Origin of the sequence: Haloferax gibbonsii, from assembly GCF_001190965.1 — an archaeon.
GTDB classification, from domain to species: domain Archaea; phylum Halobacteriota; class Halobacteria; order Halobacteriales; family Haloferacaceae; genus Haloferax; species Haloferax gibbonsii.
The window spans coordinates 437,648-461,664 of sequence record NZ_CP011948.1 but is presented as its reverse complement, the minus strand read 5'-3'; the positions used below and the strand labels follow the sequence as shown (position 1 = coordinate 461,664).

At 65.6% G+C, this 24,017-nt stretch carries 16 protein-coding genes; 6 read left to right on the top strand and 10 right to left on the bottom strand.

Annotated features, from left to right (window positions below; genetic code table 11):
- Nucleotides 1-4 precede the first annotated feature (4 nt).
- Complete coding sequence (locus ABY42_RS16840; protein ID WP_050460197.1) at nucleotides 5-973, bottom strand: D-2-hydroxyacid dehydrogenase; 969 nt, start codon at nucleotides 971-973, stop codon at nucleotides 5-7.
- A gap of 129 nt (nucleotides 974-1,102) precedes the next feature.
- On the opposite strand from ABY42_RS16840, the gene ABY42_RS16835 reads away from it, so the two are divergent.
- Both ABY42_RS16835 and ABY42_RS16830 read left to right on the top strand, forming a co-directional pair.
- Nucleotides 1,103-2,410, top strand: coding sequence for an amidohydrolase (locus tag ABY42_RS16835; RefSeq protein ID WP_050460196.1), 1,308 nt, complete (start codon nucleotides 1,103-1,105; stop codon nucleotides 2,408-2,410).
- Nucleotides 2,407-3,705: a threonine ammonia-lyase gene (locus ABY42_RS16830; protein ID WP_050460195.1), complete on the top strand. Its 1,299-nt coding sequence runs from the start codon at nucleotides 2,407-2,409 to the stop codon at nucleotides 3,703-3,705. The genes ABY42_RS16835 and ABY42_RS16830 overlap by 4 nt, the downstream gene beginning before the upstream one ends.
- Before the next feature lie 75 nt (nucleotides 3,706-3,780).
- On the opposite strand, the gene ABY42_RS16825 is transcribed toward ABY42_RS16830, so the two are convergent.
- Nucleotides 3,781-5,139, bottom strand: a complete 1,359-nt coding sequence (locus ABY42_RS16825; RefSeq protein ID WP_004971664.1) for an aminotransferase class III-fold pyridoxal phosphate-dependent enzyme — start codon at nucleotides 5,137-5,139, stop codon at nucleotides 3,781-3,783.
- Nucleotides 5,140-5,325: 186 nt separating this feature from the next.
- Complete coding sequence (locus tag ABY42_RS16820; RefSeq protein ID WP_004971666.1) at nucleotides 5,326-6,960, bottom strand: BCCT family transporter; 1,635 nt, start codon at nucleotides 6,958-6,960, stop codon at nucleotides 5,326-5,328.
- A 440-nt stretch (nucleotides 6,961-7,400) separates the two neighbouring features.
- Between ABY42_RS16820 and ABY42_RS16815 the strand changes: the two genes are divergently transcribed.
- Complete coding sequence (locus ABY42_RS16815; RefSeq protein WP_004971668.1) at nucleotides 7,401-8,054, top strand: hypothetical protein; 654 nt, start codon at nucleotides 7,401-7,403, stop codon at nucleotides 8,052-8,054.
- A gap of 63 nt (nucleotides 8,055-8,117) precedes the next feature.
- On the opposite strand, the gene ABY42_RS16810 is transcribed toward ABY42_RS16815, so the two are convergent.
- Both ABY42_RS16810 and ABY42_RS16805 read right to left on the bottom strand, forming a co-directional pair.
- Complete coding sequence (locus tag ABY42_RS16810) at nucleotides 8,118-8,504, bottom strand: Rid family detoxifying hydrolase (protein WP_050460194.1); 387 nt, start codon at nucleotides 8,502-8,504, stop codon at nucleotides 8,118-8,120.
- Between the two features lie 18 nt (nucleotides 8,505-8,522).
- Nucleotides 8,523-9,902, bottom strand: a complete 1,380-nt coding sequence (locus ABY42_RS16805) for an aspartate aminotransferase family protein (protein WP_050460193.1) — start codon at nucleotides 9,900-9,902, stop codon at nucleotides 8,523-8,525.
- 158 nt (nucleotides 9,903-10,060) lie between these two features.
- On the opposite strand from ABY42_RS16805, the gene ABY42_RS16800 reads away from it, so the two are divergent.
- Nucleotides 10,061-11,728 (top strand): aldehyde ferredoxin oxidoreductase family protein, encoded by a 1,668-nt coding sequence (locus tag ABY42_RS16800; RefSeq protein WP_050460192.1) that lies wholly within the window; start codon nucleotides 10,061-10,063, stop codon nucleotides 11,726-11,728.
- Nucleotides 11,729-11,796: 68 nt separating this feature from the next.
- On the opposite strand, the gene ABY42_RS16795 is transcribed toward ABY42_RS16800, so the two are convergent.
- From ABY42_RS16795 to ABY42_RS16785, 3 genes are all read right to left on the bottom strand, one after another.
- The gene (locus ABY42_RS16795) at nucleotides 11,797-12,594 is read right to left on the bottom strand and encodes an IclR family transcriptional regulator (protein ID WP_049904874.1); all 798 of its coding nucleotides are present in this window, start codon (nucleotides 12,592-12,594) and stop codon (nucleotides 11,797-11,799) included.
- A gap of 656 nt (nucleotides 12,595-13,250) precedes the next feature.
- Complete coding sequence (locus ABY42_RS16790) at nucleotides 13,251-14,054, bottom strand: inositol monophosphatase family protein (protein WP_050460191.1); 804 nt, start codon at nucleotides 14,052-14,054, stop codon at nucleotides 13,251-13,253.
- A gap of 737 nt (nucleotides 14,055-14,791) precedes the next feature.
- On the bottom strand, nucleotides 14,792-15,238 hold the full coding sequence (locus ABY42_RS16785) for a universal stress protein (protein ID WP_004971680.1): 447 nt from the start codon (nucleotides 15,236-15,238) through the stop codon (nucleotides 14,792-14,794).
- Nucleotides 15,239-15,391: 153 nt separating this feature from the next.
- Here ABY42_RS16785 and ABY42_RS16780 point away from each other — a divergent pair, with 153 nt between their 5' ends.
- Nucleotides 15,392-16,786, top strand: coding sequence for a GntP family permease (locus tag ABY42_RS16780; RefSeq protein ID WP_050460190.1), 1,395 nt, complete (start codon nucleotides 15,392-15,394; stop codon nucleotides 16,784-16,786).
- Nucleotides 16,787-16,858: 72 nt separating this feature from the next.
- Nucleotides 16,859-16,984 carry a hypothetical protein gene (locus ABY42_RS20090; RefSeq protein ID WP_269433872.1) on the top strand — a complete coding sequence of 42 codons (126 nt, stop codon included), beginning with the start codon at nucleotides 16,859-16,861 and terminating at the stop codon, nucleotides 16,982-16,984.
- Nucleotides 16,985-17,002: 18 nt separating this feature from the next.
- On the opposite strand, the gene ABY42_RS16775 is transcribed toward ABY42_RS20090, so the two are convergent.
- Nucleotides 17,003-18,430 (bottom strand): family 43 glycosylhydrolase, encoded by a 1,428-nt coding sequence (locus ABY42_RS16775; RefSeq protein ID WP_050460231.1) that lies wholly within the window; start codon nucleotides 18,428-18,430, stop codon nucleotides 17,003-17,005.
- A 364-nt stretch (nucleotides 18,431-18,794) separates the two neighbouring features.
- Complete coding sequence (locus ABY42_RS16770) at nucleotides 18,795-23,639, bottom strand: glycoside hydrolase family 2 TIM barrel-domain containing protein (RefSeq protein WP_156224444.1); 4,845 nt, start codon at nucleotides 23,637-23,639, stop codon at nucleotides 18,795-18,797.
- Nucleotides 23,640-24,017 lie beyond the last annotated feature (378 nt).

The following is a 24,017-nucleotide window of genomic DNA, read 5'->3' as shown; positions in this document are numbered from 1 at the left end:
GGAGTCAGTTCGACTCGGCGGCCAGCACTTGGTTCTCCAACTCCTCGCCCTCGTCGAGTCGCCCGAGGTTCCCGGCGACGATGTCGGCGAGGCGGTCCCAGTGTTTCGGCGTGTGGCCGCCCGTGTGGGGCGTGATGAGGCAGTTCTCCAGCCCCCACAGCGGGTGGTCGGCGGGAAGCGGCTCGGGGTCGGTCACGTCGAGCGCGGCCCCGCGAATCTTGTTCGACCGCAGCGCCGACACGAGCGCGTCGGTGTCGACGATGCCGCCGCGGGCGGCGTTGACGAGCACCGCGTCGGTCGGCATCGTGGCGAACTCCGCCTCGCCGATGAGCCCGCGGGTCAGGTCGTTCAGCGGACACGCGACCACGACGTACTCGCTCCGGGAGAGCGCGTCGTGAATCGCGTCGGGTTCGAAGCCGGCGACCTCGTCGGTCGGGCCGCCCTTCGACGGGGTGTAGCGGATGCCGATAGTCTCGACTTCGAAGCCTTGCAACCGCTGGGCGACGGCCTGCCCGATGGAGCCGAGGCCGATAATCGTCACCGTGCTGTCGGTGAACTCGCCCGATTGGAAGTGCCGCCACTCGGCGCGCTCTTTGCGCCGCCAGCCCTCGTGGAGGCGGCGGGCGAACACGAGCATGTTGCCGATGGCCTGCTCGGCGATTCCGGGCGCGTGGATGCCGCCGGCGTTGGTGACGGCGACGCCGTGTTCCGCGAGCGCGTCCATCGGGACGTGGTCGGTCCCGGCGAACGTGCAGGCGAACAGTTCGAGGCGGTCGGCGCGGTCCAGCAGGTCCTCGTCTATCGTGATGCCCGTGACCACGCGGGCGTCGGCGACGAGTTCGCGTTCCTGTTTCGGCGTCCGGGCGAGCGTCACGGTCCGGTCCGGGAGGCGCTCGCGGAGCGCGTCGGCGTACGATTCCATCGAAAGGCCCTCGGTCCCCTCGCGGAGGACGACGATGTCTGTCTCGCTCATGGTGTGAGTCGCGCGCGTCGCGGGCGCGGTTGCTACATCGATTGGGTGTCGTTCCCTTAGTCTTTTTGTGTAGCCGGTGTCCACGGATACCGTTTATGCTTAAGTGGGTGGCGAGTGGTACGTGTACGCATGGCCGACGCCGTTCGAGCGCGACTAGCGGAGCTTCGCAGAGACCTCCACCGCCACCCGGAACCGGGCTGGTGCGAGTTCCGGACGACCGCGCGGCTCGTCGAGGAACTGCGCGCCATCGGCGTGGACGAACTCGCCGTCGGCGCGGACGCCTACGACCCCGACGACCGGATGGCGGTCCCGAGCGACGACCGACTCGACGAGTGGTACGAGCGGGCGCTCGACAGCGGGGTCGACCCGGACCTCCTCGAACCGCTCCGCGGCGGGACGACCGGCTGCGTCGCCGTCCTCGACCGCGGCGAGGGGCCGACGGTCGGTCTCCGCGTCGACATCGACGGGCTGTTCATCGAGGAGTCGGACGACGCGGGTCACGACCCCGCGGCCGAGGGCTTCCGCTCGGAGACGGGCGAGACGATGCACGCCTGCGGCCACGACACTCACATGACGTGGGGACTGGCGACGCTCGAAGCCGTCACGGAAAGCGACTTCTCCGGCCGCCTCGTCGTGTTCTTCCAGCCCGCGGAGGAGATTTCGGGGGGCGGCGCGCCCATGGCGAAAAGCGAGTACGCCGCCGACATCGACTACCTCTTCGCGGTCCACGTCGGCCTCGACCACCCGACGGGGGAGGTCGTCGCCGGCATCGAGAAACCGCTCGCCATGTGCCACATCGACGCGGAAATCGAGGGGACGACCGCCCACGCCGGGAAAGCGCCGGAGGCCGGCGCGAACGCCATCCACGCGCTCGGCACCGCCATCGAGAGCGTCTACGGCATCCCGCGACACTCCGACGGGATGACCCGCGTCAACGTCGGCCGGGTCGAAGGCGGCACCGCGAGCAACGTCATCGCCGACGAGGTCGAGGCCGTCGCCGAGGCGCGCGGCGAGACGACCGAACTCATGGAGTACGCCAAGTCCGAACTCCGCCGGCGGTTCGAGAAGGCCGCCGAACTGCACGACTGCGAGGCGACGGTCGACGTGGTCAGCGAGAGCCCGCGGGCCGACAGCGACCCCGAGCTCGTGGAGGCGGTCGCCGACGCCGCCGAGGGCGTGCGCGGCGTCGACCGCGTCGTGCCGACCGCCGACTTCGGCGCGAGCGAGGACGCCACGTTCCTCATGGAGCGCGTCCAGCGCGACGGCGGCCTCGCGTGCTACTCCATCGTCGGCACCGACCATCCGACGAGCCACCACACCGCGACGTTCGACGTGGACGAGCGCAGTCTCGAAACCGGCGTCGAGGTGCTCACGCGGTCGATTCTCTCGGTCGCGGGAGTCGAGTCGGCACCGGAACTCGCGGGAGAGAACCGATGAGCGACGGCCGCGTCACCGGCGAGTCGGCTCCCCCGGCGTCCGAAATCGTCACCGCCGAGGACGTGGCGGACGCCCACGAGCGACTCGACGGCGTGGTCCACCGGACACCGCTCGATAGCTCGCGGACCATCGCCGGCCGCTGCGGGGCCGAGCGGGTCGACCTCAAACTGGAGAACGTCCAGCGGACGGGGTCGTTCAAGATTCGCGGCGCGTACAACGCGATGGCGCAGCTCCCCGAGTCGGTGCGCGAGCGGGGGGTCGTCGCCTCCAGCGCCGGCAACCACGCGCAGGGCGTCGCGCTCGCCGGCGACCTGCTCGGCATCGACACGACCATCGTCGTCCCCGAAATCACGCCGGCGGTCAAAATCGACGCGACCCGCGGCTACGGCGCGGACGTCGTCGTCGAGGGCGACCTGTACGAGGAGTCGTACGAACACGCCCTGCGACTCGCCGACGAGGAGGGACTGGAGTTCGTCCACCCCTTCGACGACGCGGCCGTCATCGCCGGACAGGGGACCGTCGGGCGGGAACTCGCGGCTGACGCGCCCGACGTGGATACGGTTCTCGTCTCCATCGGCGGCGGCGGCCTCATCTCCGGCATCGCCACCGCGCTGAAGGCGCGGGACCCCGACGTGCGCGTCGTCGGCGTCCAACCCGAGGGGGCGGCCCACGCCAAACCCTCGCTGGAGGCCGACGAGATTCGCATGCTCTCGGAGGTCGATACCGTCGCCGAGGGTATCGCCGATGCGCGGCTGTTAGAGCGGACGTTCGCGGTCGTCCGCGACCGCATCGACGACGTGGTCTCGGTCGACGACGCGGACCTCGCGGTCGCCACGGCGGTCCTCGCCGAGCGGGCGAAGACGGTCGCCGAACCGGCCGGCGCGGCCCCGGTCGCCGCGCTGCTGTCGGGTGCGGTCGACGTCGAGGGCGAGCGCGTCGCGGCCGTCGTCTCCGGCGGCAACGTCGGCCTCTCGGAACACGCCGAACTGACCCGCGTCGGGATGGAGGCGCTCGGCCGCGCCGCCGAAGCGCGCCTCGAACTCGACGGCTGGCCAGCGGTTCTCGGCGACCTCTCCGAGGCCGTCGCCGCGTCCGGGGCCGAACTCGATAGCGTCGAGCGCGCCGCCCGAACCGCCGCCGACGAACCGAATCGCGTTCCGGTCGAGGTTCGCCTCGACGGGAGCGGTCCGGACCACCTCGCGGACGCGCTCGATTCGCTGGCCGCGCTCGACGGCGTCGAAGTCGTCTCACACTCGCTGGACGAGCGCGTCGGCGAGTCCGGTGACTCGGCCTGAGTAGTCCGGAAAAACGGGACAGACCGCGTCTCGGGTCCGTTCTTTCTCACGCTGTCCGTCCGGCGAAACCCACGCTCACGCGACCGCTTCGGTCGCCACGGCGTCCATCGCCTCGCAGAAGATGCCCACGCCCATCTCGATTTCGCGCTCGCTGGAGTCGAGCGGGGGCAGGAGGCGAATCGTCTTTTTCCCACAGCCGAGAGTGAGCAGGCCGCGGTCGAGCGCCGCCTCGACGACGGCGTCGCGGCGCTGTTTGGTGTCGAACTCGACGGCGAGCATGAGGCCCTTGCCGCGCACGTCGACCACGTGGTCGGGTGCGTCGTCGGCGAGGAGCTCCTTCGCCTGCCGGCCGCGCTCGGTCGCGTTGTCGAGCAGGTCGTACTCCTCGATGGCGTCGAGCGTGAGCGCGCCCTGCATCGACGCGAGCAGGTCGCCGCCGCCGAACGTCGACCCGAGGCGGTTCTTCTCGGTCGGGAAGACGTCGGACCGCGAGACGGTCGCGCCGACGCGGAGCCCCTTCGCGCTGGCGATGACGTCGGGTTCGATGGGGTAGTGGTCGGCGGCCCACATCTCGCCCGTCCGCCCGACGCCCGACTGAATCTCGTCCACGACGAGCGGGATGTCGTAGGTGTCGCAGACGTCGCCCACCTCGGCCATGAACTCCTCGCTCGGGAAGCGGTAGCCGCCGACGCCCTGAATCGGTTCGAGAATCGCGAACGCGACCTCGTCGGGGTTGACGTGGCCGCCCTCCGGCGAGAGCGAGTTCCGCAACTGCGACCCGCCGCCCGCGAAGAAACCGCAGTCGCAAGAGTCCGCCGAACAGCCCGAGTCCGCGCAGAACGGAACCGTCTCGATGCCCGCGACTTGCGGGTAGTGGCGGGTGTAGACCTCTTTCGATTTCGTGAGCGAGAGCGTCCCGAGGGTCCGGCCGTGGAAGCTCCCCTCGAAGGCGTAGCCGTACTTCGCGGGGGCCTTGTGGTCGTGCGTTATCTTCATCGCGTTCTCGACGGCCTCGGCCCCGGAGTTCGACAGGAACACCGTGTCCATCCCGTAGTGAGAGGAGACGTCGGTGAGCTTGTCCATCAGGTGGCTCGACCCGGGGAACTCGGCGGTTTCGGGGTCCGGTCCCGCGCCGAAGTACATGTCCTGTCCGGCGATTTTCATCGGTTCGACGAGGTCGAACTCCCGGAGCTTCGACAGCACCTTCTCGTTGTTGTAGCCGAGCGGCGCGGCCCCGATGTGGCAGGTGAAGTCCAAGAGGACGTTGCCGTCCACGTCGGTGACGAACGGGCCGTCGGCCTCGGCGGTCACGTCCCAGACGAACTCGTGGGAGTACTCGCTGGGCGCGGCGTGCTTGTGATGGAACTCGACCCACTGCTTCGCGTTGGGTCCGGGCAGCGCTGCTGCGTCCGGTTCTGCGGTATCCCGATCCATACACAGGATTTGTTGATACCGTACATTAAAACTTGGTATCATAGAGGCTACCACGCGTCACGGCTCGCGGTCCGCCTCGGCGACCGCGCCGGCGGCGCTCTCGGTCGGTACCGGTCTTCAGAGAATGGAGATGGACGGCGACGGGGACAGAGACGGGGACGGAACCGCGTTCGGCTGGAGTCGGCGTCAGTCGTCGTCGTGGCTGGAGACGTTCGCGGCCGGTGCCTGCCCGCCGGTCGACTCCGACTTCCCCCAGAGGTTCGTCTCGTCTTGGAGGAGCAGGCTTCCGTAGTCGTCTTGGAAGGTCCGGATGAGCCCGAGCGTCGCTATCACGCAGATGACCGCGAACGGCGCGCCCGTGATAATCGCCGCGGACTGCAGGGCGTTCACGCCGCCGACGACCATCAGGATGGACGCCACCGCGCCCTGGAGGACGGCCCAGAAGATGCGGTTGAGCGCGGAGGGTTCCTTTTTGCCGCCGGTCGTCATCATCGACACCGCCAGCGTCGACGAGTCGGCGGAGGTGACGAAGAACGTCGTCACGAGCACGAGGAACCCGAACAGGAGCAGCGGTCCGACGATGGGGAGATTGCCGAAGAGGACGTACCCCGAGACCGCTTCGCCGTACTCGGAGACCGGCCCGAGGACGTTCGCCGCGCCCGTGTGCTGCATGATGACGCCCGCGCCGCCGACGATGGCGAACCACGGGACCGTCGCGAGCGAGGTCGCGCCGATACCGGCGAACGCGACCTCACGGACGCTCCGACCGCGCGAGATGCGGGCGATGAACAGGCCCGCGAAGGGCGACCACGCCAGCGGCCAGAGCCAGTAGAAGACGGTCCACGCGTTGACCCACTTCCCTGCGCTGGCCGTGGTGGCCTGCGTGAACAGGCTCATCTGGAAGAAGTCGCCGATGAAGCCGCCGGTCGCCTGCGTGCCGAGTTCGAGGATGCGGAACGTCGGCCCGAACACCAGCGTCGCGACCATCAACAGGGAGAACACGACCATGTTGAAGTTCGAGAGCCGGCGAATCCCCTTGTCGACGCCCAGCACCAACGAGATGGTGAAGATGACGACCATGCCCGTGATGACGAGGATGGTCCCCACGTCGCCGAGTTGGATGCCCCACTGGAAGTTCAGTCCGGTGATGAACTGGCTCCCGATGAAGCCCAGCGAGGTCGCGACGCCGCCGAGGGTCGCGAACACGGCGAGAATATCGACGGTTTTCCCTATCGCGCCGTCGACGTTGTCCGCGCCGAGCACCGGCGTCAGGACCGCCGACACGCGAAGCGGCGCGTCGTAGTTGTAGACGAAGTAGCCGATGGCGAGCCCCATCACGGTGAAACACGACCACTGGGTCAGACTCCAATGGAAGATGGAGTACTGGACCGCCAGCGGCATCGCCGCCGCGGACTGGGCCTCGGCCCCGTACAGCGGCGGGACCGTCGAGTAGTGGAACAGCGCCTCCGCGGGCCCCCAGAAGACGATACCCGCCGCGAGCCCGGCGGAGTACATCATCGCGAAGTAGGAGAGGAACCCGTACTCTGGGTCCTCGTCACCGAGCTTCAGGTTCCCCCACGGCCCGAATATCACGAAGCCCAAGAACAGGACGAACCCGAGCATCGCCAACAGGAAGAACCAGTTGAACGTGGCGAGAATCCACCGGCGAATCCCGAGGACGAAGTCGTAGGAAGCCTCGGGATTGAGGCTGAACGCGCCGACGAAGAGCAGCGTTATCGCCGCGCCGAACGCGAACACCACCGGCTCGATTTCGTCGAGGAAGCGCCCGACCGCGCCGTCAGCGGAACTCACGGCTGACACCCCCCTGTGCGACCGCTCCGTTCGACCCCGTCCGACCGGGGCCGTCACCTCCCGACTGACTGGCCGGGGCCCGCGCCCCGAACTGTGCGTCACGACGACCGTTGCACGCGTGTGCTATGTTGTGGTCTGACATACTCTCGCTCCGACGGACACCATGCTACGTGATGTCCCACATCACGACAAGTGCAAACATTACCAATAAAATTTGTGGTTATCGGTGACGCCGAGAACGAAATCCGTTTACAAACGGTCGGAAAGTCGGACGTCGACCCGCTGCAGTCGTGCGCTTTCCTCGCTGCGTAGCGCCTCCCACCGCCCTCGACCGGTGCGTTCACACGAACTGTAGACGAGACTTCGGAATACCTCGGCTATCGACCCGATACGTCCGGATATTCGGTCCGTTCGTAACACTTAATCGAATTCGTACACGCGTTCTGTATATGGCAAACGACGCCGACGGAACGGACGGCACCGACGACCTCGCCTACGCCGCCGACCGCGGCCGCGGCATCCTGACGCCGAGCGACCGCGAGTTCCTGCTCGGTCGGAAGACCGACTACACCGACCACTCGAAAAAACAGAAGCGCAACCGGATTCGACGCCGCCTCCGCAACGCGATACTCGATTTCACCATCCTCTTCGAGTCGCTCGAAGACCGCGACCGCGAGACGGTGTTCAACCCCGACGCCGCCGACCGCGAGGCGTACACCCGGGGCATCACCGACATGCTCGCGTTCCTCCACCTCGGGACGATGGGCTACTACACCCCGTTCAAGGACATGCTCTCCGAGGGCGTCAACAAGGCCGAACAGGAACTCGCCGGCTCCGACTACCGGATGGTCACGGTCGACTTCAACGTCGAACCGGTCGGCCAAATCGACGTCGACGCCGTCATCGACAAGCTCGAACGCGGCGCGTTCGACCAGCTCACGGACGAGGAGCTACAGGCGTTCGTCAGGCTCCTCGCGGAGTCCGACGACTTCTCTGCGACCGACCTGCGCGCCGATATGAAAGCGCAGATGTCGGCGTTCCTCGAGCGAATCGACGCCGCGAACGAGCGGCGCGACCGCCGGGTCGACGAACTGAACGACTGAACCGCGGTCCGCCACCCCTGAATAAACCCGCGGTCGCGCGGCTGCGCCCCCACGGGTCGCGGCCTATCCGAGATACGCTATCGCGTCCATCTCGACGCGAACGTCGCCGGGCAGGCGCGCGACCTCGACGCAGACGCGGGCCGGCGGCACCTCGTCGAACCGCGCGCCGTACGCCTCGTTGACCCGCTCGTAGTCGTCGAGGTCGGTGACGTACACCGTCAGTTTCACCGCGTCGTTGAGGCCGTCGCCGCCGGCCTCGGAGACGACGGCCGCGATGTTGTCGAGCACGCGGTCGGTCTGTTCCTCGATGTCGCCGTCGACCTCCTCGTTCGTCTCGGGGTCGACCGGGCCGTAGCCCGAGACGTAGAGCGTGTCGCCGGCGACGACGCCCTGCGAGTAGGGGTTGTCCGTGCGCGGGGCGTCGTCCGTGATGACTCGTTCGGGTGGCATCGTGGTGTTCGACCGTGATTAGACTCGTTGCGTTTCGGCCGTGACCGCTTCGATGCCGTCGGTGATGACGTCGAGCGCCGTCTCCGCGAGGTCGCGGGTGAGCACGAGCGGCGGGAGCAGTCGCAGGACGTTCCCGTGCCGGCCGGCCTTCCAGACTAACACGCCGCGCTCGAAGCAGTACTGCTGGAGCGCGTCGGCCGCGTCGCCGTCGGGCTTGCCCTCGGCGTCGACGAACTCCGCGCCGATGAACAGCCCCTTCCCGCGAACGTCCACGATTCGGGGGTTGTCCTCCGCGACCTCCGAGAGCCGGCCGCGGATGTACTGGCCGAGGTCGCGGGCGTGCTCGAGGAGGTCGTGTTGCTGGATGTACTCGATGGCGCGGGTGCCGGCGCGCATCCCGACGACGTGGCCGCGGTACGTGCCCGCGTGGTCGCCCGACCCCCACGTGTCGAGGTCCTCGTGGTAGATGGTCGCCGACAGCGGGAAGCCGGTCCCGCCGAGCGCCTTCGCCGAGGTCATCACGTCCGGCGTGACGCCGTACCACTCGCTCGCCCACCACTTGCCGGAGCGGCCGAGACCGCTCTGAATCTCGTCGAACACGAGCGGCACGCCGTTGTCGTCGGCGATGTCGCGGAGGCCCTTCAGGAACCCCTTCGGCGGGGTGACGACGCCGCCTTCGCCCTGAATCGGTTCGACGAAGATACCCGCCGGGTTGGCGAGGCCGCCGTAGGGGTCCTCGAAGATGGCCTTGACCTCTTCGAGACAGTGGTCGACCGCCTCCTGGGGGCCTTTGCCCATCTCGACCGTGTTCGGGTAGGGAGCGTGGACCACGTCGGGAAGCAGCGGCGAGTAGTCGCCCTTGAACTTCTTGTTGCCGGTGAGACTCATCGCGCCGCTCGTCGCGCCGTGGTACGCGCCGCGGAAGGCGACGAGCCCGGTTCCCTCGGTGTTGTACTTGGCGAGTTTGATGGACGCCTCGATGGCGTCGCTCCCGGTCGGCCCGCCGAAGACGACGCGGTTGTTGCCGCGCAGTCCCCCGGGCGCGATTTCGTCCAACTTCTCGATGAGGTCGAGTCGGGCCTCCGTCGGGAAATCGACGGTGTGGACGAACTTGTCGGTCTGCTCGTGGACGGCCTCCAACACGTACGGGTTCGAGTGACCCACGTTGAGCACGCCGATGCCGGCGAACATGTCGATGAAGGTGTTGCCGTCGGCGTCACGCACCGTCGCTCCCTTCCCGCTTTCGAACGCGATGGGGATGTCCTCGGGATACGAGACGGCGCTGCTGTCGATTCGCTGCTGTTTTTCGAGGAGTCGCGTCGATTTCGGCCCCGGAACGTCGCCCACGTTCGGCGCGTCGTCGAAGTGCAACTCGTGAATCGGCGGACCTGCGACCATACCTCAACCCATGTAGAACAGTCATAAATAATTTGTCCACGCTTCCTATTGATGACGTACACAGTATTCGGTTTCGGGACTGGTATCCCGCGGTAATTTGGTTAGCGACGTAACAGTAACCACAATGGATTTGTGCGAGGCAAGTCCTTCTTTTTCTAATGTTACACGCAAAAGGTCCGCTGCTCACGGTCGACTTAGGGGACGAGACCAGTCGGACGGAAGACATCGACGAGATTCTCGAATCCTACGTCGGCGGCCGCGGGGTGGCCACCCGCCTCGCCCACGAGCGCGTCTCATTCGACGTTGACCCCTTCAGCCCGGAGAACCGGGTTTACTTCAGCACCGGTCCCATGCAGTCCTCGAACATGAGTTTCACCGGCCGCACGAACTGCACCAGCGTCTCGCCGCTGACCGGCGGCCTCTGCTCGTCGAACGCGGGCGGGTTCGTCTCGCGGAACTTCGCGGACGCGGGCTACTCGGCGGTCGAACTCACGGGCGCGAGCGACGAGTTGGTCGTCCTCCACGTCACAGACGAGGGTGTCGAGTTCGAGTCCGTCCCGGACCTCGCCGGCGCGACGGTCCCCGAGACGGTCGCGTACCTCGACGACGAACACGGCATCGAAGCCGACCGGACGATGGTCGTCGGTCCCGCCGGCGAGAACCTCGTGCGCTTCGCCTCCATCATGACGAGCGAGGAGCGCGCGTTCGGCCGCGGCGGTCTCGGTGCCGTCCTCGGGTCGAAGAACGTGAAGGCGCTCACCTTCGGCGGCGACTCCGCGCCCGACATCGAGATTCCGTCGTCGCAGATGGAGATTCACCGCGAGGCCGCCACCGACGACCACATCATGAAGCGGCAGGGGACCGTCGCCGTGCTGGACCTCGCCAACGAGATGGACGGCCTCCCGTCGTACTACTTCTCCGAGCGCCACTTCGAGGGCGCGGAGGGAATCAACGGCGACGCCGTCGAGAAGAAGAAGTACAAGAAGGGCACCTGTTCCGCCTGCGCGTTCGCGTGCAAACTCCCCACGAGAGACGAGGAGGCGGGCGTGGAAACCGAGGGCCCCGAGTTCGAAGTCACCATGGCGTTCGGGTCGAACTCCGGCGTCGACGACATCGTCGAGGTGATGAAGTCGAACGAGCTGTGCGACCGCTACGGCCTCGACGCCATCTCGGCCGGCAACACCGTCGCGGCCTACCTCGCCAGCGAAGACGAGTTCGGCAACACCGACCTCATCCACGACCTCGTGGAGAAAATCGCGCTCCGGGAGGGAATCGGCGACGACCTCGCCGAGGGCATCGCCCGCGTCCACGACGACCTCGGCGTCGAGAACTGGACGGTCAAGGGGATGGACTTCGCCGCCCACGAGGGGCGCGTCCTCCACGGACAGGGTCTGTCGTACGCCGTCGCCAACCGCGGCGCGGACCACATGTACGCGGTGTTCTACTCCCAGGAGTACCCGCTCGTCGGCAAGGACGACGCCTACCCGCCGGAAGGGTTCGAGGGCAAGCCCAAGCGCCTCATCGAGAAGGAAAACCAGATGGCGCTCAACGACAGCGGCATCGTCTGCAAGTTCTCGCGGGACTTCATGACCCCCGAGCGCTACGAGATGCTGTTCGGCGCCGACTTCGAGGACCTGCTGGCCGTCGGCGACCGCATCGTCACGCTCGAACGGCACTTCAACAACCAGCGCGGCTTCGACCGCGGCGACGACACGCTCCCGTACGCCGACGAGTTAGACGGGTTCGAAGCGGCGCTCGAAGCGTACTACGAGCGTCGCGGGTGGACTGACGACGGCGTCGTCCCGTCGGGCAGCGTCCCGGCGTAACGCGCTCGACTGACCGACTCGGTCGGTCCGACGAACGTTTCTCACGTCTCACTTTTCGCTTCTCACACTCACGCTTCGTTCGCCTCGTCCGCTTGAGTCCGATATAGTTCCGCGACGCCCTGTTCGAACCGCTCGGCGGCGCGTTCGAGCAGTTCCACCTGCGTCGCCCGCGTCTCCTCGTCGATGACGTAGGCGGGACCGCTCAGATTTAGCGACCCGTACACCTCGCCCCGCGGCGACTTCACGGCCTTTCCGATGGCCCAAAAGCCCTCGACCGCCTCGCTGCTGTTCTCGGCGTACCCTTGCTCGCGGACCGTCGCCAGCTCCGCGAACAGTTCCTCTTCGGTCGTGATGGAGTCGTCCGTCGCCGCCGGCAGTCCCCAGCGGTCGATGATTTCCCGCACCCGCGTCTCCGGGTACTCGGCGATAATCGCCTTCCCCGAACACGTCGTGTGGACGTGAAACGGACTGCCGTCGATGAGAAAGCGCGGCGAGTTCGCGAACTCGAGGTCGCCGTACAACGAGACGATTCGGCCGTGTTCTTCGACCGCGAAGTCCGCGTCCATCGACGACTCGCTGTCGAGCCACGAGACGGTCTCTTGGGCGACCCTGTAGTAGTCCTTGCGCGTCCTGACGTAGTCGCCGAGGTGACAGAACTTCGCCCCGAGGTGGTACTCGTTGTCGACGTTCACGACGTAGCCGTACTCCGCGAGCGTTTTGAGGTGGGCATGGACGGTGCTCTTCGCGAGGTCCGTCGCCTCGACCAACTCGCCCATCGTCGCCCCCTCCAGTTCGAGGATGTGGTCGACGAGCGCCAGCGAGGCGGCGGTCGTCTTGAGCACGCCGGACGGGTCGTGTCTATTCATGGAGGGGAATCCACGGTCAGGGGTTAAAGATGTACCTCCGTTTGTTGGGGCCAGTCATACCGACCAGCGACTGAGGCTCGATGCTGAACACCCGGGGGGTAGACGACCGGTCCTTTCTGCTCGGCGACGCAGCCGGTTCCGGACAGTCGAACGTTTATACGTGCTCTCTGAGGTTGATAATAGTTAACACACGCCTTAACGATGCTTACGAAGGATACAGATTGGAATTATCCGTTTTTCGACGGGGAACCGACTTGCCTCTATATACGTATTCGGAAGTTAGGAACGTCGAGTCTCCCGAGACGCGTGAGCTTCGGATTTACGGGCGATTGAAGGCTTGAGACCGCTTCACTCGTCACGGCTTTCGGACGCGTGAACGTTTAAGTGAGGGCGCGGACCGGGGCGATGCCACCGAACTACCACCCGCACCCCGCGTCGGCGGTCCGCGGTCTCGGCGTTCGTTCTCGGTCGGTTCACGGCGAACTCCCGTCCGTAGCCTCGTGACAGGATTATTATGTTCGTGGAGTCTTTCGGGGGTTGCGTCTCTCGCCGACGGGGTTTCTACCCATTTTCATTACAGACATAACCGTGTAATTCTGACGCCCCCGGCCACCCGTCACGAAGTCTGTCCGGTCGGGCGGTGGTGGGCGGCGCTGCTATCGCGTCGCCTCGAACGCCGCCTGCGCCGCTTCGAGTACCTCGTCGTGTGCGTGCCCGTTCGACGCGACGAGACCCGGCTGTCCCGGCCCCCACCTGTTTCCGTCGAGGTCGGTTACCGTTCCGCCCGCGCGTTCGACGAGGTAGACCCCGGCCACGGTGTCCCACGCGTTCGGCTGTTCGTCGAGCCCGACGACCGCGTCTATCGACCCGTCGGCGAGTCGCGAAAGCGTCAGTTGCGTCGTCCCGAGCTTCCGCATCTCGCCGAACGTGCCGAAGATGTCTCCAGCGAGTCGCTCGATTCCCGGTCGGTCACCGTCCTGATACCGGAGCGTCGAGGAGACGAGAAACGCGCTGGTGTTCGACTCGTCGTTGACGGTGATCGAGCGCCCGTTTCGCTCGACTCGCTCCTCCGTGGCGATGTAGGTGTCTCCCGTCTCGGGGGAGACGTTCACCGCCGCAATCGGCGTCTGGTCTCTGACGACGGCGACGCTCGTCACCCACTCGCGGGCACCTCGGGTGTAGTTTTGCGTCCCGTCTATCGGGTCGATAATCCAGGCGTATCCCGACTCGGGGACGGTCTTCAGTTCGTCTTCTTCCTCGCCGACGACCGCGTCGTCGGGGAACCGCTCTCGAATCGTCGAGATGACCCGCCGTTGTGTCTCGCGGTCGACTTCCGTGACGAGGTCTATCGCGTCGCTTTTCTGCTCGATATCGAGTTTGGTTCTGAAACGCGCCGACGCGTGGTCGGCACCTCTCTCCGCGGCGTCGATTGCGACTTCCTCGCGGGGGTCCGTGTCCATAGCGACTATGTACTACACGGCGAGAAAAAGCCTCGGACAGCGGTCAAGTCTTCGCGGTCTTTCGGCGAATACGCGACGGGAGTTAGCTGTCGGGTAGTTTCTCTCCGGGCGGGTGTACGCGTTCTGAGGGTCACAACACGCCGACTCGCGGTATCTCGACCGTTCTTCCTCTCAGAACGATCATCCGCGATTTGACACGAGTACGGCACCCCCAAGAGCGGGGCTCTGCGCCCAACCGTGGCTCTTCGTCCGAGGCCACGCGTTAGCTCGCGGCCGAAACCGGTCTCTGTAGCGCCTCATTCGCGACTCCACCATCTCTGTGATGAATCTCCAGGTGAGGTCGCTGCTCGTGGGGGGCGCGCCGACAGGTGAGGTCGAAGGATTCGATACATTCTGTCTTCTTGCGCGTCTCGCAACTCCCGACGCAGCGGTCTCTTCAGCGCCTAAAATGTCGATACTCGAATGAATCTGGCCCATTCTATTACACATATAATTTTGTAACGTTTACTCGTGTGTGGGCGATAAAAATTCTCAGATAGCAAACGTGATGTTGGCAATCGGTGCCGCTGGTCGAGGGTCGCTTTCGCTTTCGCGTGAGTCGGCTAGCGGAGGTCCCGAAGGAGAACGGAATCGCTGTAATTCGCCTGTTCACGTGCGCGCTTCACCAACCGAACAGTCCGCGATTGAGCTCCCTCACCGAGCGAGAGATACTCACTGACGGTTCCGGGAGGCGAGGTTCACCGAGTGGCGACGGTGACGAATCCGTCGAACTCGAGGATGACTCGCTGCGTGGTGTCACCGAAGATGGCCTTACCCGCCGGCGACCGTTGACGTCCGGAGAGGAAGATGTGGTCGCACTCGTTTTCCGCTGCCGCATCGAGTACTTCGGTGGCTTTGTCGCCGAGGGAACCGACCGCCTGATACTCCACCTCGAAATCAGCGAGCACTTCGCGACCGAGGTCTCGAGCGAACTCCGTCGCCCCCGCCCGCGCGTCGTCGTGTGTGTAACTCCCCGAAGACCTCAGGAGTGTCTCCATCGTCCCGCGTCGGGCTTTGTACTCGTCTTCCGTCGTCACGTGAATGAGGACGACGTCGGCGCTCATCCCCTCGGCAATCGAACCGGCCTCGCGGACGACCTTCTTCGAGGTTTCCGATGGGTCTACGACGGCTAGTACTCGTTCCATGTCGCCTACACGCGAGCCCTCTTTGAAGAAACTACGGGCTGTTGACGTACAGACGCCTTCCGAAGACCACGCAGTTCCGAAGGCCGTAAACGAAGTTATTCATTGACATATAGTAACGATTATTAACTAACATGATTGAATAGCAGACGGATCATGACGGTGGAGTTTGTCCATAGTCCGCTACTCACGTTCGTAGTCGGGCTCATACTAGTTGTACTGTTCCTCGTCGTGTGGGACCTCCCCGCGTTCGTGGGGTTGGGCCTCGCCGCGTTCTCCGTCGGCATCGTCAACTCGGTGTTCGTCTCGGACTTCGCGCTCGTCGATGCGGCGACGAGAACGGCGGCGGCGTTCGGAAACGGGATGGAAGGTATCGGTATCCCGATCCTCATGGCGGCGATCATCGGCAAGTCGATGCTCGAAAGCGGGTCCGCTCAACGTGTCGTGCGGACGTTCCAATCGCTCGTCGGACGGGATAACTCGGAATTCGCGCTGTGGGGAAGTAGCACGGTCCTCTCGATTCCGGTGTTCTTCGACAGCGTCCTGTTCCTTCTGGCGCCGCTCGCCCGCTCGATGCGAGCACGCCGCGGAAAGAACTACGTGTTGTACCTCATCGCCGTGGGTGCCGGCGGCTCTGCAGCGCACGTGTTTATCCCGCCGACTCCCGGTCCGCTGGCAGTCGCCAGCGAAGTGGGCGTCGACCTCGGCATGACGATGGCTGTCGGTGTGGCCGTCGCGATTCCCTCGGCGACGATGTCCGGTCTCGTCTTCGGCCACTGGGCCAACGCTCGGATGGATATCCCGCTCCGAGACTCGATGGGGACGACGACCGAAGAACTCGAAGAACGGGCACAGCAGAGCAGTAGCTCGCTTCCGGGGACGTTCGAAGCCGCGCTCCCGATACTCCTCGCGGTCGCGTTAGTGAGTTCGCTGACGATTCTCAACACGCTCGAACCGATTTACCCGTCGCTCGCGGCTGTCAGACCGGGAATCGCGTTCATCGGAGACAAGAACGTCGCCATGACTATCGCCGGGCTTACAGCGGCGCTCACGTACCTCCGCTGGTCCGACCTTTCGCGTTCGCTGTGGGAAGACGAACTCACCGAGGCGCTAAAGAGCGGCGGGAACATCGCCGCAATCACCGCGATGGGTGGCGCGTTCGGCGCGCTGCTCGCCGCGTCGGGAATCGGCCCGTACATCGCCGATAGCCTCCGTGGCATCGGTATCGGACTGCTGGTGACCGCGTGGCTTATCGCCGCCATCGTCCGAATCGCACAGGGGTCAGCAACCGCCGCGATGCTGACGACCGCGGGTATCATGGCACCGCTGACGAGTCAGCTCAACGTACACCCCGCGTACCTCGTCATGGCGATCGGCTCGGGAGGCATCATCTGTTCGTGGTACAACGACTCCGGCTTCTGGCTGATGAAGGAAATCGGCGGTCTGACACAGATGGAGACGCTGAAAACGTGGACGACGCTGACGACGATTATCTCGGTTACGGGAATCGTCTCGATCCTCGTCTTCTCGACTATCGTCCCGCTCGCGTGAATCTCGGCCGTCGAAACCGAGCGTCACACGGAAGCGACGCACGCACCGAGACCGCAGTCGCGTACTCTTTTCGTGGCCGATGGACGGTCCGCGCCGCCCGAGGACGTGGTCGGGTCCTCTCTCTTTTCCGCCAGCGACGACGCGTCGGTCGTCACCGACCACTTGCTGTACGTCGACGGCGGCTACGCCGTGCTGTGACCCCGGTCGGTCGCTCGGTCAGACCGAGGTGAACGTCCACAGCTGGTGTTCGCCGCCGTTGTCGCTCCACTGCTGGACGTTGTCGCCGTCGGCGGTGCCCGCGCTCGCCACCTCGGCGAGTAGCCCGCTGTTCGCGTTGACGAGGCGGTACTCGCCGCCGCCCGCGTCCTCGATAGTCCAGGCCTGACACGGGTGGGTGCTGTTGCTGTACTGCTGGATGTTGTCGCCCTCCGCCGTGCCGGCGTTCGCGACCTCCAGCCAGAGGCCACTGTTGACGTTCGTGATCGCGTAGGTACCGTCGCCGTTCGCCGTGACGTCCCAGTCCTGACACGCGTTCCCGGTGTCGGCGTACTGGCGGACGTTGTCGCCGTCGGCCGTCCCGGCGTTGGCGACTTCGAGCAGTTTGCCGCTGTTGACGTTCGCGATGTGGTAGGTGCCGTCGGCGATGGGGCCGCTCTCACAGCCCGAGGGCTCGCCGGGGACGGGGGCCTCGCTGCTCGGCACGCCGTTGCAGGCGATGACCGGCCAGTCGTTGTTGTCCCACTCGATGCGGTCTTGCATCATGTAGCGCGTCCCGTCGTCGGCGGTCGCCTCCACGTGGTAGAAGCACCACCAGTCGCCGTCTGGGCCCCGGAAGACGTCGTTGTGCCCCGGACCCGTGAACTCGCTGTTGCCCTGGAGGATGGGGACTCCCTGGTGGGTCTCGGTGAGGTCCCGCAGGTCCGTGCCGTTCTGGTTGTAGTACGGTCCCGTGAACGACGTCGCGCGGCCGCATTCGAGGCGGTAGGTGCTGTCGTAACCCTCACAGCACTGCCCCGAGGAGTAAAAGAGGTACCAGTACCCGTTGTCCTGGAGCATCACCGGCCCCTCGATCATCTGGCCCGCCATTTGGAACTCGGTGCCGGGGACGATATCGTCCATCGCGCCGTTCATCTGGACGGCGTAGATGCCTTCGTAGCTGCCCCAGACCAGCCACGGCTGGCCGTCGACGATCACCGTGTCCGCGTCGATGCAGTTCGTCAGGTCGAGGTCGCCGCTCTCGATGACCGGTCCCCGGTCGGTGAAGGGGCCGTCGGGCGTGTCCGAGGTGGCCAGGCCGATTCCGGCGTTGTCGCTCCCCCAGACCGACAGCGAATAGTACAGGTGATACTGGCCGTCGTGGTATCGGACGTCGGGTGCCCAGCAGCCCGGGTCCGATTCCGTGGGGTGCCAGCCCGGCGTCTCCGTGAGCGCCGGCGCGATGTACGACCAGTTGTACATGTCCGTCGACTCCGCGATGGGGATGATGTCCTGGGGCGTCTCCGTTCCGTACGCGTAGTAGGTTCCGTTGTCCTCGATGATCGACACGTCGCCGAACCCGATCGGCCCGACCGGGTTGTGGTAGTGCGTGGAACTCTCGTCCGCACTGGCCGTCCCGCTCAGTCCGAGGCCGCCGACGGTCGCCACCGCTCCCGCCCCGAGCGATTTGAGTACTGTCCGTCTATCGATGTTGTTGTCGCCATGACGTTTCGTCATGTCTTCTAGCGCACAGGTTGTACGTATATAATGTTTGTTGATAACACACATGCTAGCTCGGTCGGAACCGCGATGAGAGGACCGACGGCAGCACGGCAGACTGAACAGCAGTTCGGAAGGGAAGCTACGAACGATATCGGGTTGATCCTCCTGCGATACCGACGACGCTCTTCGCCCTGCGACTCTCGGGCCGGTTTCTGGCTCCGGTTCGGTTCTCGACACCGAGTTCGCGTCTGCTGCGCCCCGCTTCTGTTACGAGCGGGCAGAACGAGGACCGAAGACCGAGGCCCGAACGCTACTCCTGAGCGTCGGGGAGCCGTCGGTTCGCAAGCGCCATCGGGTCGTCGCTGTCGGGGTCGAAGGGCCGAAGGACGACGCCGAACGAAGTCGACTCGACCGGAACCTGATACCGGTCGAGTGGTTCGGTCGGTGTTCCCCCGAGGCCGGTCACCCGGTGGTCGAGGTTGAACCCGACGGACCCGCGTTCATCCAGTTCGGATTGGTGTTCGGCCGCCGCGAGATTCGCCCACTGTTCGAGGCTGACGTTCGCGTCCTCGGCTCCGAACGTCCCGAGGAGAGACACCTCGCCGTCCGAGAGCGTCGCCCACCGCGTCTGGGCCTTGTTCCCGTTGTCGGTCGGGGGGAGGTAGGGGACGTACTGCTCGTCCACGGTTCCCTCGTAGCGCCCGATTGGGACGCCCCACTTGCGGTCGGGGTAGGTCTCCAGCTCGCCGCGACCGTACCACTCGAAGTCGCCGAATCGCTCGGGGAGTTCGAGTTGGACGCCGACCTTCGGCAGCCAGCCCTCGACCGTCTCGCGAAGCCCCTCGTTGGGGCGGGCCTCCACGTCGACAGCGACATCGCCGCTCCCGTAGACGCGGTAGTGATAGCTGGTGGCGAAGCCCGGACCGTTCGCATCTTCGACGCTACTGAACTCGTCGAGCGGCAACCACGCCACCGCGCCGTCGAGCGGCGTGTCCGCGGCGAGCCCCCCGAGTTCGTCTTCGGAGAGCGCGCGGTCGTAGATGCGAACCTCGTCGAGTGCGGTCCCGTCGGCGACGCTCGAACCGACCTGCGCCGGCGCGTCGATGTGTTGCAGCGTCCCTTCGTAGGACCCGGTTCCGAGGCGTTCCCCGTCGACGAACAGCGTCATCTCGCTGCCGTCCCAGACGCCCGCGACGTGATGCCAGCCCTCCGTCCAGTCGTCTGGGACCGGTCCGTCGGCGACGTGCCAGCCGTCGGCGTTGAACACGAACTCCAGATACCCGTCACGACCGCTCTCGCGGCGCTTGAGCAGATACTGTCGTCCGCCCTTGGAGACGTAGACCTGCGCCGCGCCACCGTCCTGTGGCTCGCCGGGGTGGACCCAGAACTCGATTGTGAGCCCCGCGTCGGTGATGTCGAGGCTCTCCGACTGTCCGAGCGAGAGCGTGCTGTCGTTCGTGAACTCGACGGCCCGCCCGGAAGCACCGGTGACGATTCGGGCCTCACCCGTGAGCACGCCGTCGTTGCCGTGTTCGGAACGGTCCGGCGTCTCAAGCCGACGGGACGGCTCGGCGCCCTCGGCGAAGCCCTCGACTGCGACCTCGACCAGCGACTCGTCGAGACGCTCGACCTCGACAGACTCCACGGAGTGCGTCAGTTCGTCGAGACCCGCCTCGTACCACGAGAGCGCGGGGGCGCTCCCCCACTGCTGAATCTCGTTCATCACCGGGGCGCGCCACGAATTGAACAGTGGGCCGCGTTCGAGCAGTTCGGTTCCCTCGTACGCCATCGAAGACAGCGTCCCCGCGTCGTCGGCAACCACGTACTCGAAGCCGTCACCGGAGATGGTGATATCGCCGGCTTCGTCGACCGATAGCGGTCCCATCGAATCGAGCGACGCGGATTCCGGTTCTGGCGCGTCGACGGGGACTTCTAACTGCTCGAACGCGACTTCGTGACCTGCGTCGGCGTAGGCGGTGCTTTCGGCCAGCGTGAATCGCACCGTTAGTCGGTACTCGACGCCCGCCCCGGGAGCGGACGGCGCTTGGACGGGGAGGCCGACGCGGCGGGTCTCACCCGGTCCGATGTCCACGTCGAAGCCACCGGAGCGGAGCGTTTCGCCGTCGGCGGTCAGTTCCCACCGCCCCTCGACGGCGTCGAGGGACGTGAAGTTGTAGCGGTTCGAGATGTAAATCTCGCCCGCCGCAACGTCGGCGTCGGCGACGCCGACCGGCTGGTGGCTGTGTTTGAGTTGCCACAGTTCGGGCTGCGGGTCTCGGTCGGACCAGACCAACCCGTTGAGACAGAACGCACCGTCGGGGCCGTCGCTGTGGTAGAACTGGAACGGCTCGCCGTCCGCCGTGGTGTCGTTCAGGTCCTGGTTGACCCAGTCCCAGATGAACCCGCCGACGAGGCTCTTGTCTCGCAGCAGGTCGGCGAAGTCGTACGCGACGAGCGCGCCGTCCCTTCGCTCGCCGTCGGCATCGTTCGTCTCGTCGGGGTTCACGGCGCGGTCGTAGATGCCGACGCCGTCGACTGCGAGGTCACCCTCGCCGCCGACTCGGACTGGTTCCGAACCGGCGGGAAGTCCCGAGCCGGAGCGATTCGACGTGCCTGCGCGCTCGCCGTCGACGTAAATCGCGAGCGCGTTCGAGTCAGCGACGCCGACGATGGTCGTCCAGTCGCCGAGGCCGCCGTCGGGAATCGGGGCCGTGGCCGTGCCCTCACCGCCGCCGACGGAGAATTCGATTTCACCGTTCGAAAGCGTCAGCGCGTACCTGCCTTCGTCGACGACGATGGGGACGTCGCCCATCCCGGCACCATCGGCGACGGAAATCGTCGCGCCGACCGTGAACTCGCCGTCGTGTTCGAGCCCGGAGTTTCGTCGGATTTCAATCGCGTCGCCCGCGCCGAGTTCGACCGCCCCGTCGGTGTTCCCACCCGGTGCCGCGTCCGGCCCGGGGACGACGTCCGGCGACCCGACGAGCACGCCGGGGGTGTCGGACCCTGCCCGGTCGGTCGCTTCCCGGACTGGCGGCTTTATGTGCTCGTTCCACATCTCGTGGACGAGTCCCAGGCTGTTGCCCATCGCGTGGTTGTACTCACCCATCACCACGGGACGGAGTCCGTCACCGATGTACGACCCGTCGCCGACCGACAGCAGCGTCTCGATGTCGGCGTACCGTGGTCCGAGCATGTCGCTGTACTCGACGTTCCAGCCGCCGCCGTTGGGTTGGTGATAGAGCAGGCGGTCGGACGCTAGCCCCTCCGGAGTTCCGTCGAATGACTCGACGGTTCCGACGCCGCTCACGTCGGCGGTATCCTCGGGGATGTACTCGTCAGAGTCGGCCGCTAGCGACGCCATCTCGAGGTGTTCGGCACCCGTTCCGGCCTCGTTGCCGGTCGACCAACTGAAAATCGAGGCGTGATTTCGGTCTCGAAGCACCATTCGGCGGAACTGCGCGACCGCCTGGTCGTGGTAGACCTCCGTGTTCGCGAGCAGTTCCTGCCACCAGTGGCTCTCGACGCAGACTTCGTCTTGCAGGTAGAGTCCGTACTCGTCTGCGAGCCGGTACAGCGACGGGTCGTTCGGGTAGTGGGAGGTCCGGACCGCGTTGATGTTGAACCGCCGCATCGTCTCGATGTCCTCCCGAACGCGCTCGATCGGGACCGTTCGCCCGAAGTCGGGGTCGGTCTCGTGGCGGTTCACGCCCTGAATATCGACCGACTCACCGTTGACCAGAACCTCGGCACCGTGTCGTCCGCGGGTCGTCTCGTAGGTCCGGAAGCCGACTTTCTCCAGCATCGCCTCCGTCGGCTCGCTGCCGACGGGCGCGAGCTCCAGCGCGAGTTGGTAGAGGTTCGGATGCTCGGCCGACCACTTCGCGGGGTCCGTTACGTCGGCATCGAGCGTGACTACCGCGCCGTCTTCGTCTACGGCCGCGGTCGACGAGAGGGTCGTAACCTTGCGCCCGCGCGGCGGCCCGCGGCCGGACCCGACGTTGTCCGGCGGGCCGCGACCCTGCGGTTCGTCGCGCCCCTTCCCCTTCCCGTTGCCTCGACCTGCCGCGTTCGTACCGTTCCCGCGCGGTGGTCCGCGCCCCGGTTTCGTGCGGGCGGTCTCGTAGAGGTGCGCGCGGACCTCGTACTCTCCCGCGGGCGCATCGCCGTAGTTCGCGATTTCGGCGTCGATGCGGAGTTCGCCGTCCTCGTAGTCGTCGTCGAGGTCGGTGCGCGCGTAAAAGTCCCTGAGGTGTACCGTCGGCGTCGCGAACAAGTAGACGCTTCGGAAGATGCCGGCGTACCGGAACATGTCGATCGTCTCCAGCGCCTCGCTGTCGGACCAGTGATACACCTGCACCGTGACCTGGTGGTCTCCGCCGGCCTCGACGTGGCTGCTGACGTCGAACTCGGCGGGCGTCATCGACCCCGTCCGGAAGCCGACGTACTCGCCGTCGACCCACACGAAGAAGGCCTGCTTGACGCCTTCGAAGTGGAGGAACGTCTCGCGTCCGTCCCACGCCTCTGGCACTGCGAACGACCGTCGGTACGTGCCCACGGGGTTGAGGCCGTCGTCGTCGATGCCCGGAACGTCGACGGTGCCGTTCCCGTCGGGCACTAAATCGCCATCTTGACCCGGCTCGTAGGCCTCCCAGGTGATGGCATTGTTCGCGTAAATCCGCTGACCGTAGCCCTGGGTCTGCCAAACGCCGGGAACGGCTATCGACTCCCACTCGTCGCCCCCAAGGCCGTCGTACGACTCGGGAAGGTCGGCAGGCCTCTCGTGGAACGCGAACTGCCACTCTCCGTCGAGTAGCCGGACGTACTCCGACTCCGCGAATCGCGATTCGAGTTCGGTAAACGGTTCGTCCGCCGTCCGGGCCGCGTGCACGGACCCGTAGGGAACGGCGGTCGTAACGTGCGTCGGCTCGACGTTCTCGGCGACTATCTCGGGGTCTTCGAGGTACGCCGCGAGATTCGGGACTCGGCCGGGCGACCCCGGCGCGTCCGTCTCCGCCGCGGCACCGGATTGCGAACCGGCTCCCATGGCTACCGCGGCCATTCCGGTCGCCTGCAAGAACTTCCGTCGCGTCGGCGTGAGCCGACTATCGGGTGACTGTTCGGGTTGTGTCTTCCGCCGATTTGAGTGTGTCATGGTGCTTCGATGTGCGGTAGGAGGTCTAGAGCGCTCGTCAACCGCCTTCCTGACGCGCAGTTGAGGAACTACGACCGTCAAAATATAATCATATACAGTTAACTTAATTCTAATGGCAGTATCACATAGAACCAATAGAAAATGTGCGAAGTATTATCTGGTTGATGACTACTTGTCACTGAATAACCGACTCGGCTCGCAATCACGCCGTGTTAGATAACTGCTATTTCGAAGCCACTCTCGCCTCGTGGCTCATGATGTGGCCTCTCCGCGCCTGTCGGTCGAGAAGCCGATTCCACTATCGTGTTCACCCGGAGTGAGAAGAAACGATCCAGACAATAACAGTAAAAAGCATTATGTATGTGTGTCTATAGTTTA

What these genes read in the sequence shown, in the direction of transcription:
- ABY42_RS16800 (WP_050460192.1), top strand. Translation starts at nt 10,061, where the DNA reads ATGTTACACGCAAAAGGTCCGCTGCTCACGGTCGACTTAGGGGACGAG.
- ABY42_RS16780 (WP_050460190.1), top strand. Translation starts at nt 15,392, where the DNA reads ATGACGGTGGAGTTTGTCCATAGTCCGCTACTCACGTTCGTAGTCGGG.
- ABY42_RS16795 (WP_049904874.1), bottom strand. Translation starts at nt 12,594, where the DNA reads ATGAATAGACACGACCCGTCCGGCGTGCTCAAGACGACCGCCGCCTCG.
- ABY42_RS16790 (WP_050460191.1), bottom strand. Translation starts at nt 14,054, where the DNA reads ATGGACACGGACCCCCGCGAGGAAGTCGCAATCGACGCCGCGGAGAGA.
- ABY42_RS16785 (WP_004971680.1), bottom strand. Translation starts at nt 15,238, where the DNA reads ATGGAACGAGTACTAGCCGTCGTAGACCCATCGGAAACCTCGAAGAAG.
- ABY42_RS16770 (WP_156224444.1), bottom strand. Translation starts at nt 23,639, where the DNA reads ATGACACACTCAAATCGGCGGAAGACACAACCCGAACAGTCACCCGAT.
- ABY42_RS16840 (WP_050460197.1), bottom strand. Translation starts at nt 973, where the DNA reads ATGAGCGAGACAGACATCGTCGTCCTCCGCGAGGGGACCGAGGGCCTT.
- ABY42_RS16810 (WP_050460194.1), bottom strand. Translation starts at nt 8,504, where the DNA reads ATGCCACCCGAACGAGTCATCACGGACGACGCCCCGCGCACGGACAAC.
- ABY42_RS16830 (WP_050460195.1), top strand. Translation starts at nt 2,407, where the DNA reads ATGAGCGACGGCCGCGTCACCGGCGAGTCGGCTCCCCCGGCGTCCGAA.
- ABY42_RS16825 (WP_004971664.1), bottom strand. Translation starts at nt 5,139, where the DNA reads ATGGATCGGGATACCGCAGAACCGGACGCAGCAGCGCTGCCCGGACCC.
- ABY42_RS16805 (WP_050460193.1), bottom strand. Translation starts at nt 9,902, where the DNA reads ATGGTCGCAGGTCCGCCGATTCACGAGTTGCACTTCGACGACGCGCCG.
- ABY42_RS16815 (WP_004971668.1), top strand. Translation starts at nt 7,401, where the DNA reads ATGGCAAACGACGCCGACGGAACGGACGGCACCGACGACCTCGCCTAC.
- ABY42_RS16835 (WP_050460196.1), top strand. Translation starts at nt 1,103, where the DNA reads ATGGCCGACGCCGTTCGAGCGCGACTAGCGGAGCTTCGCAGAGACCTC.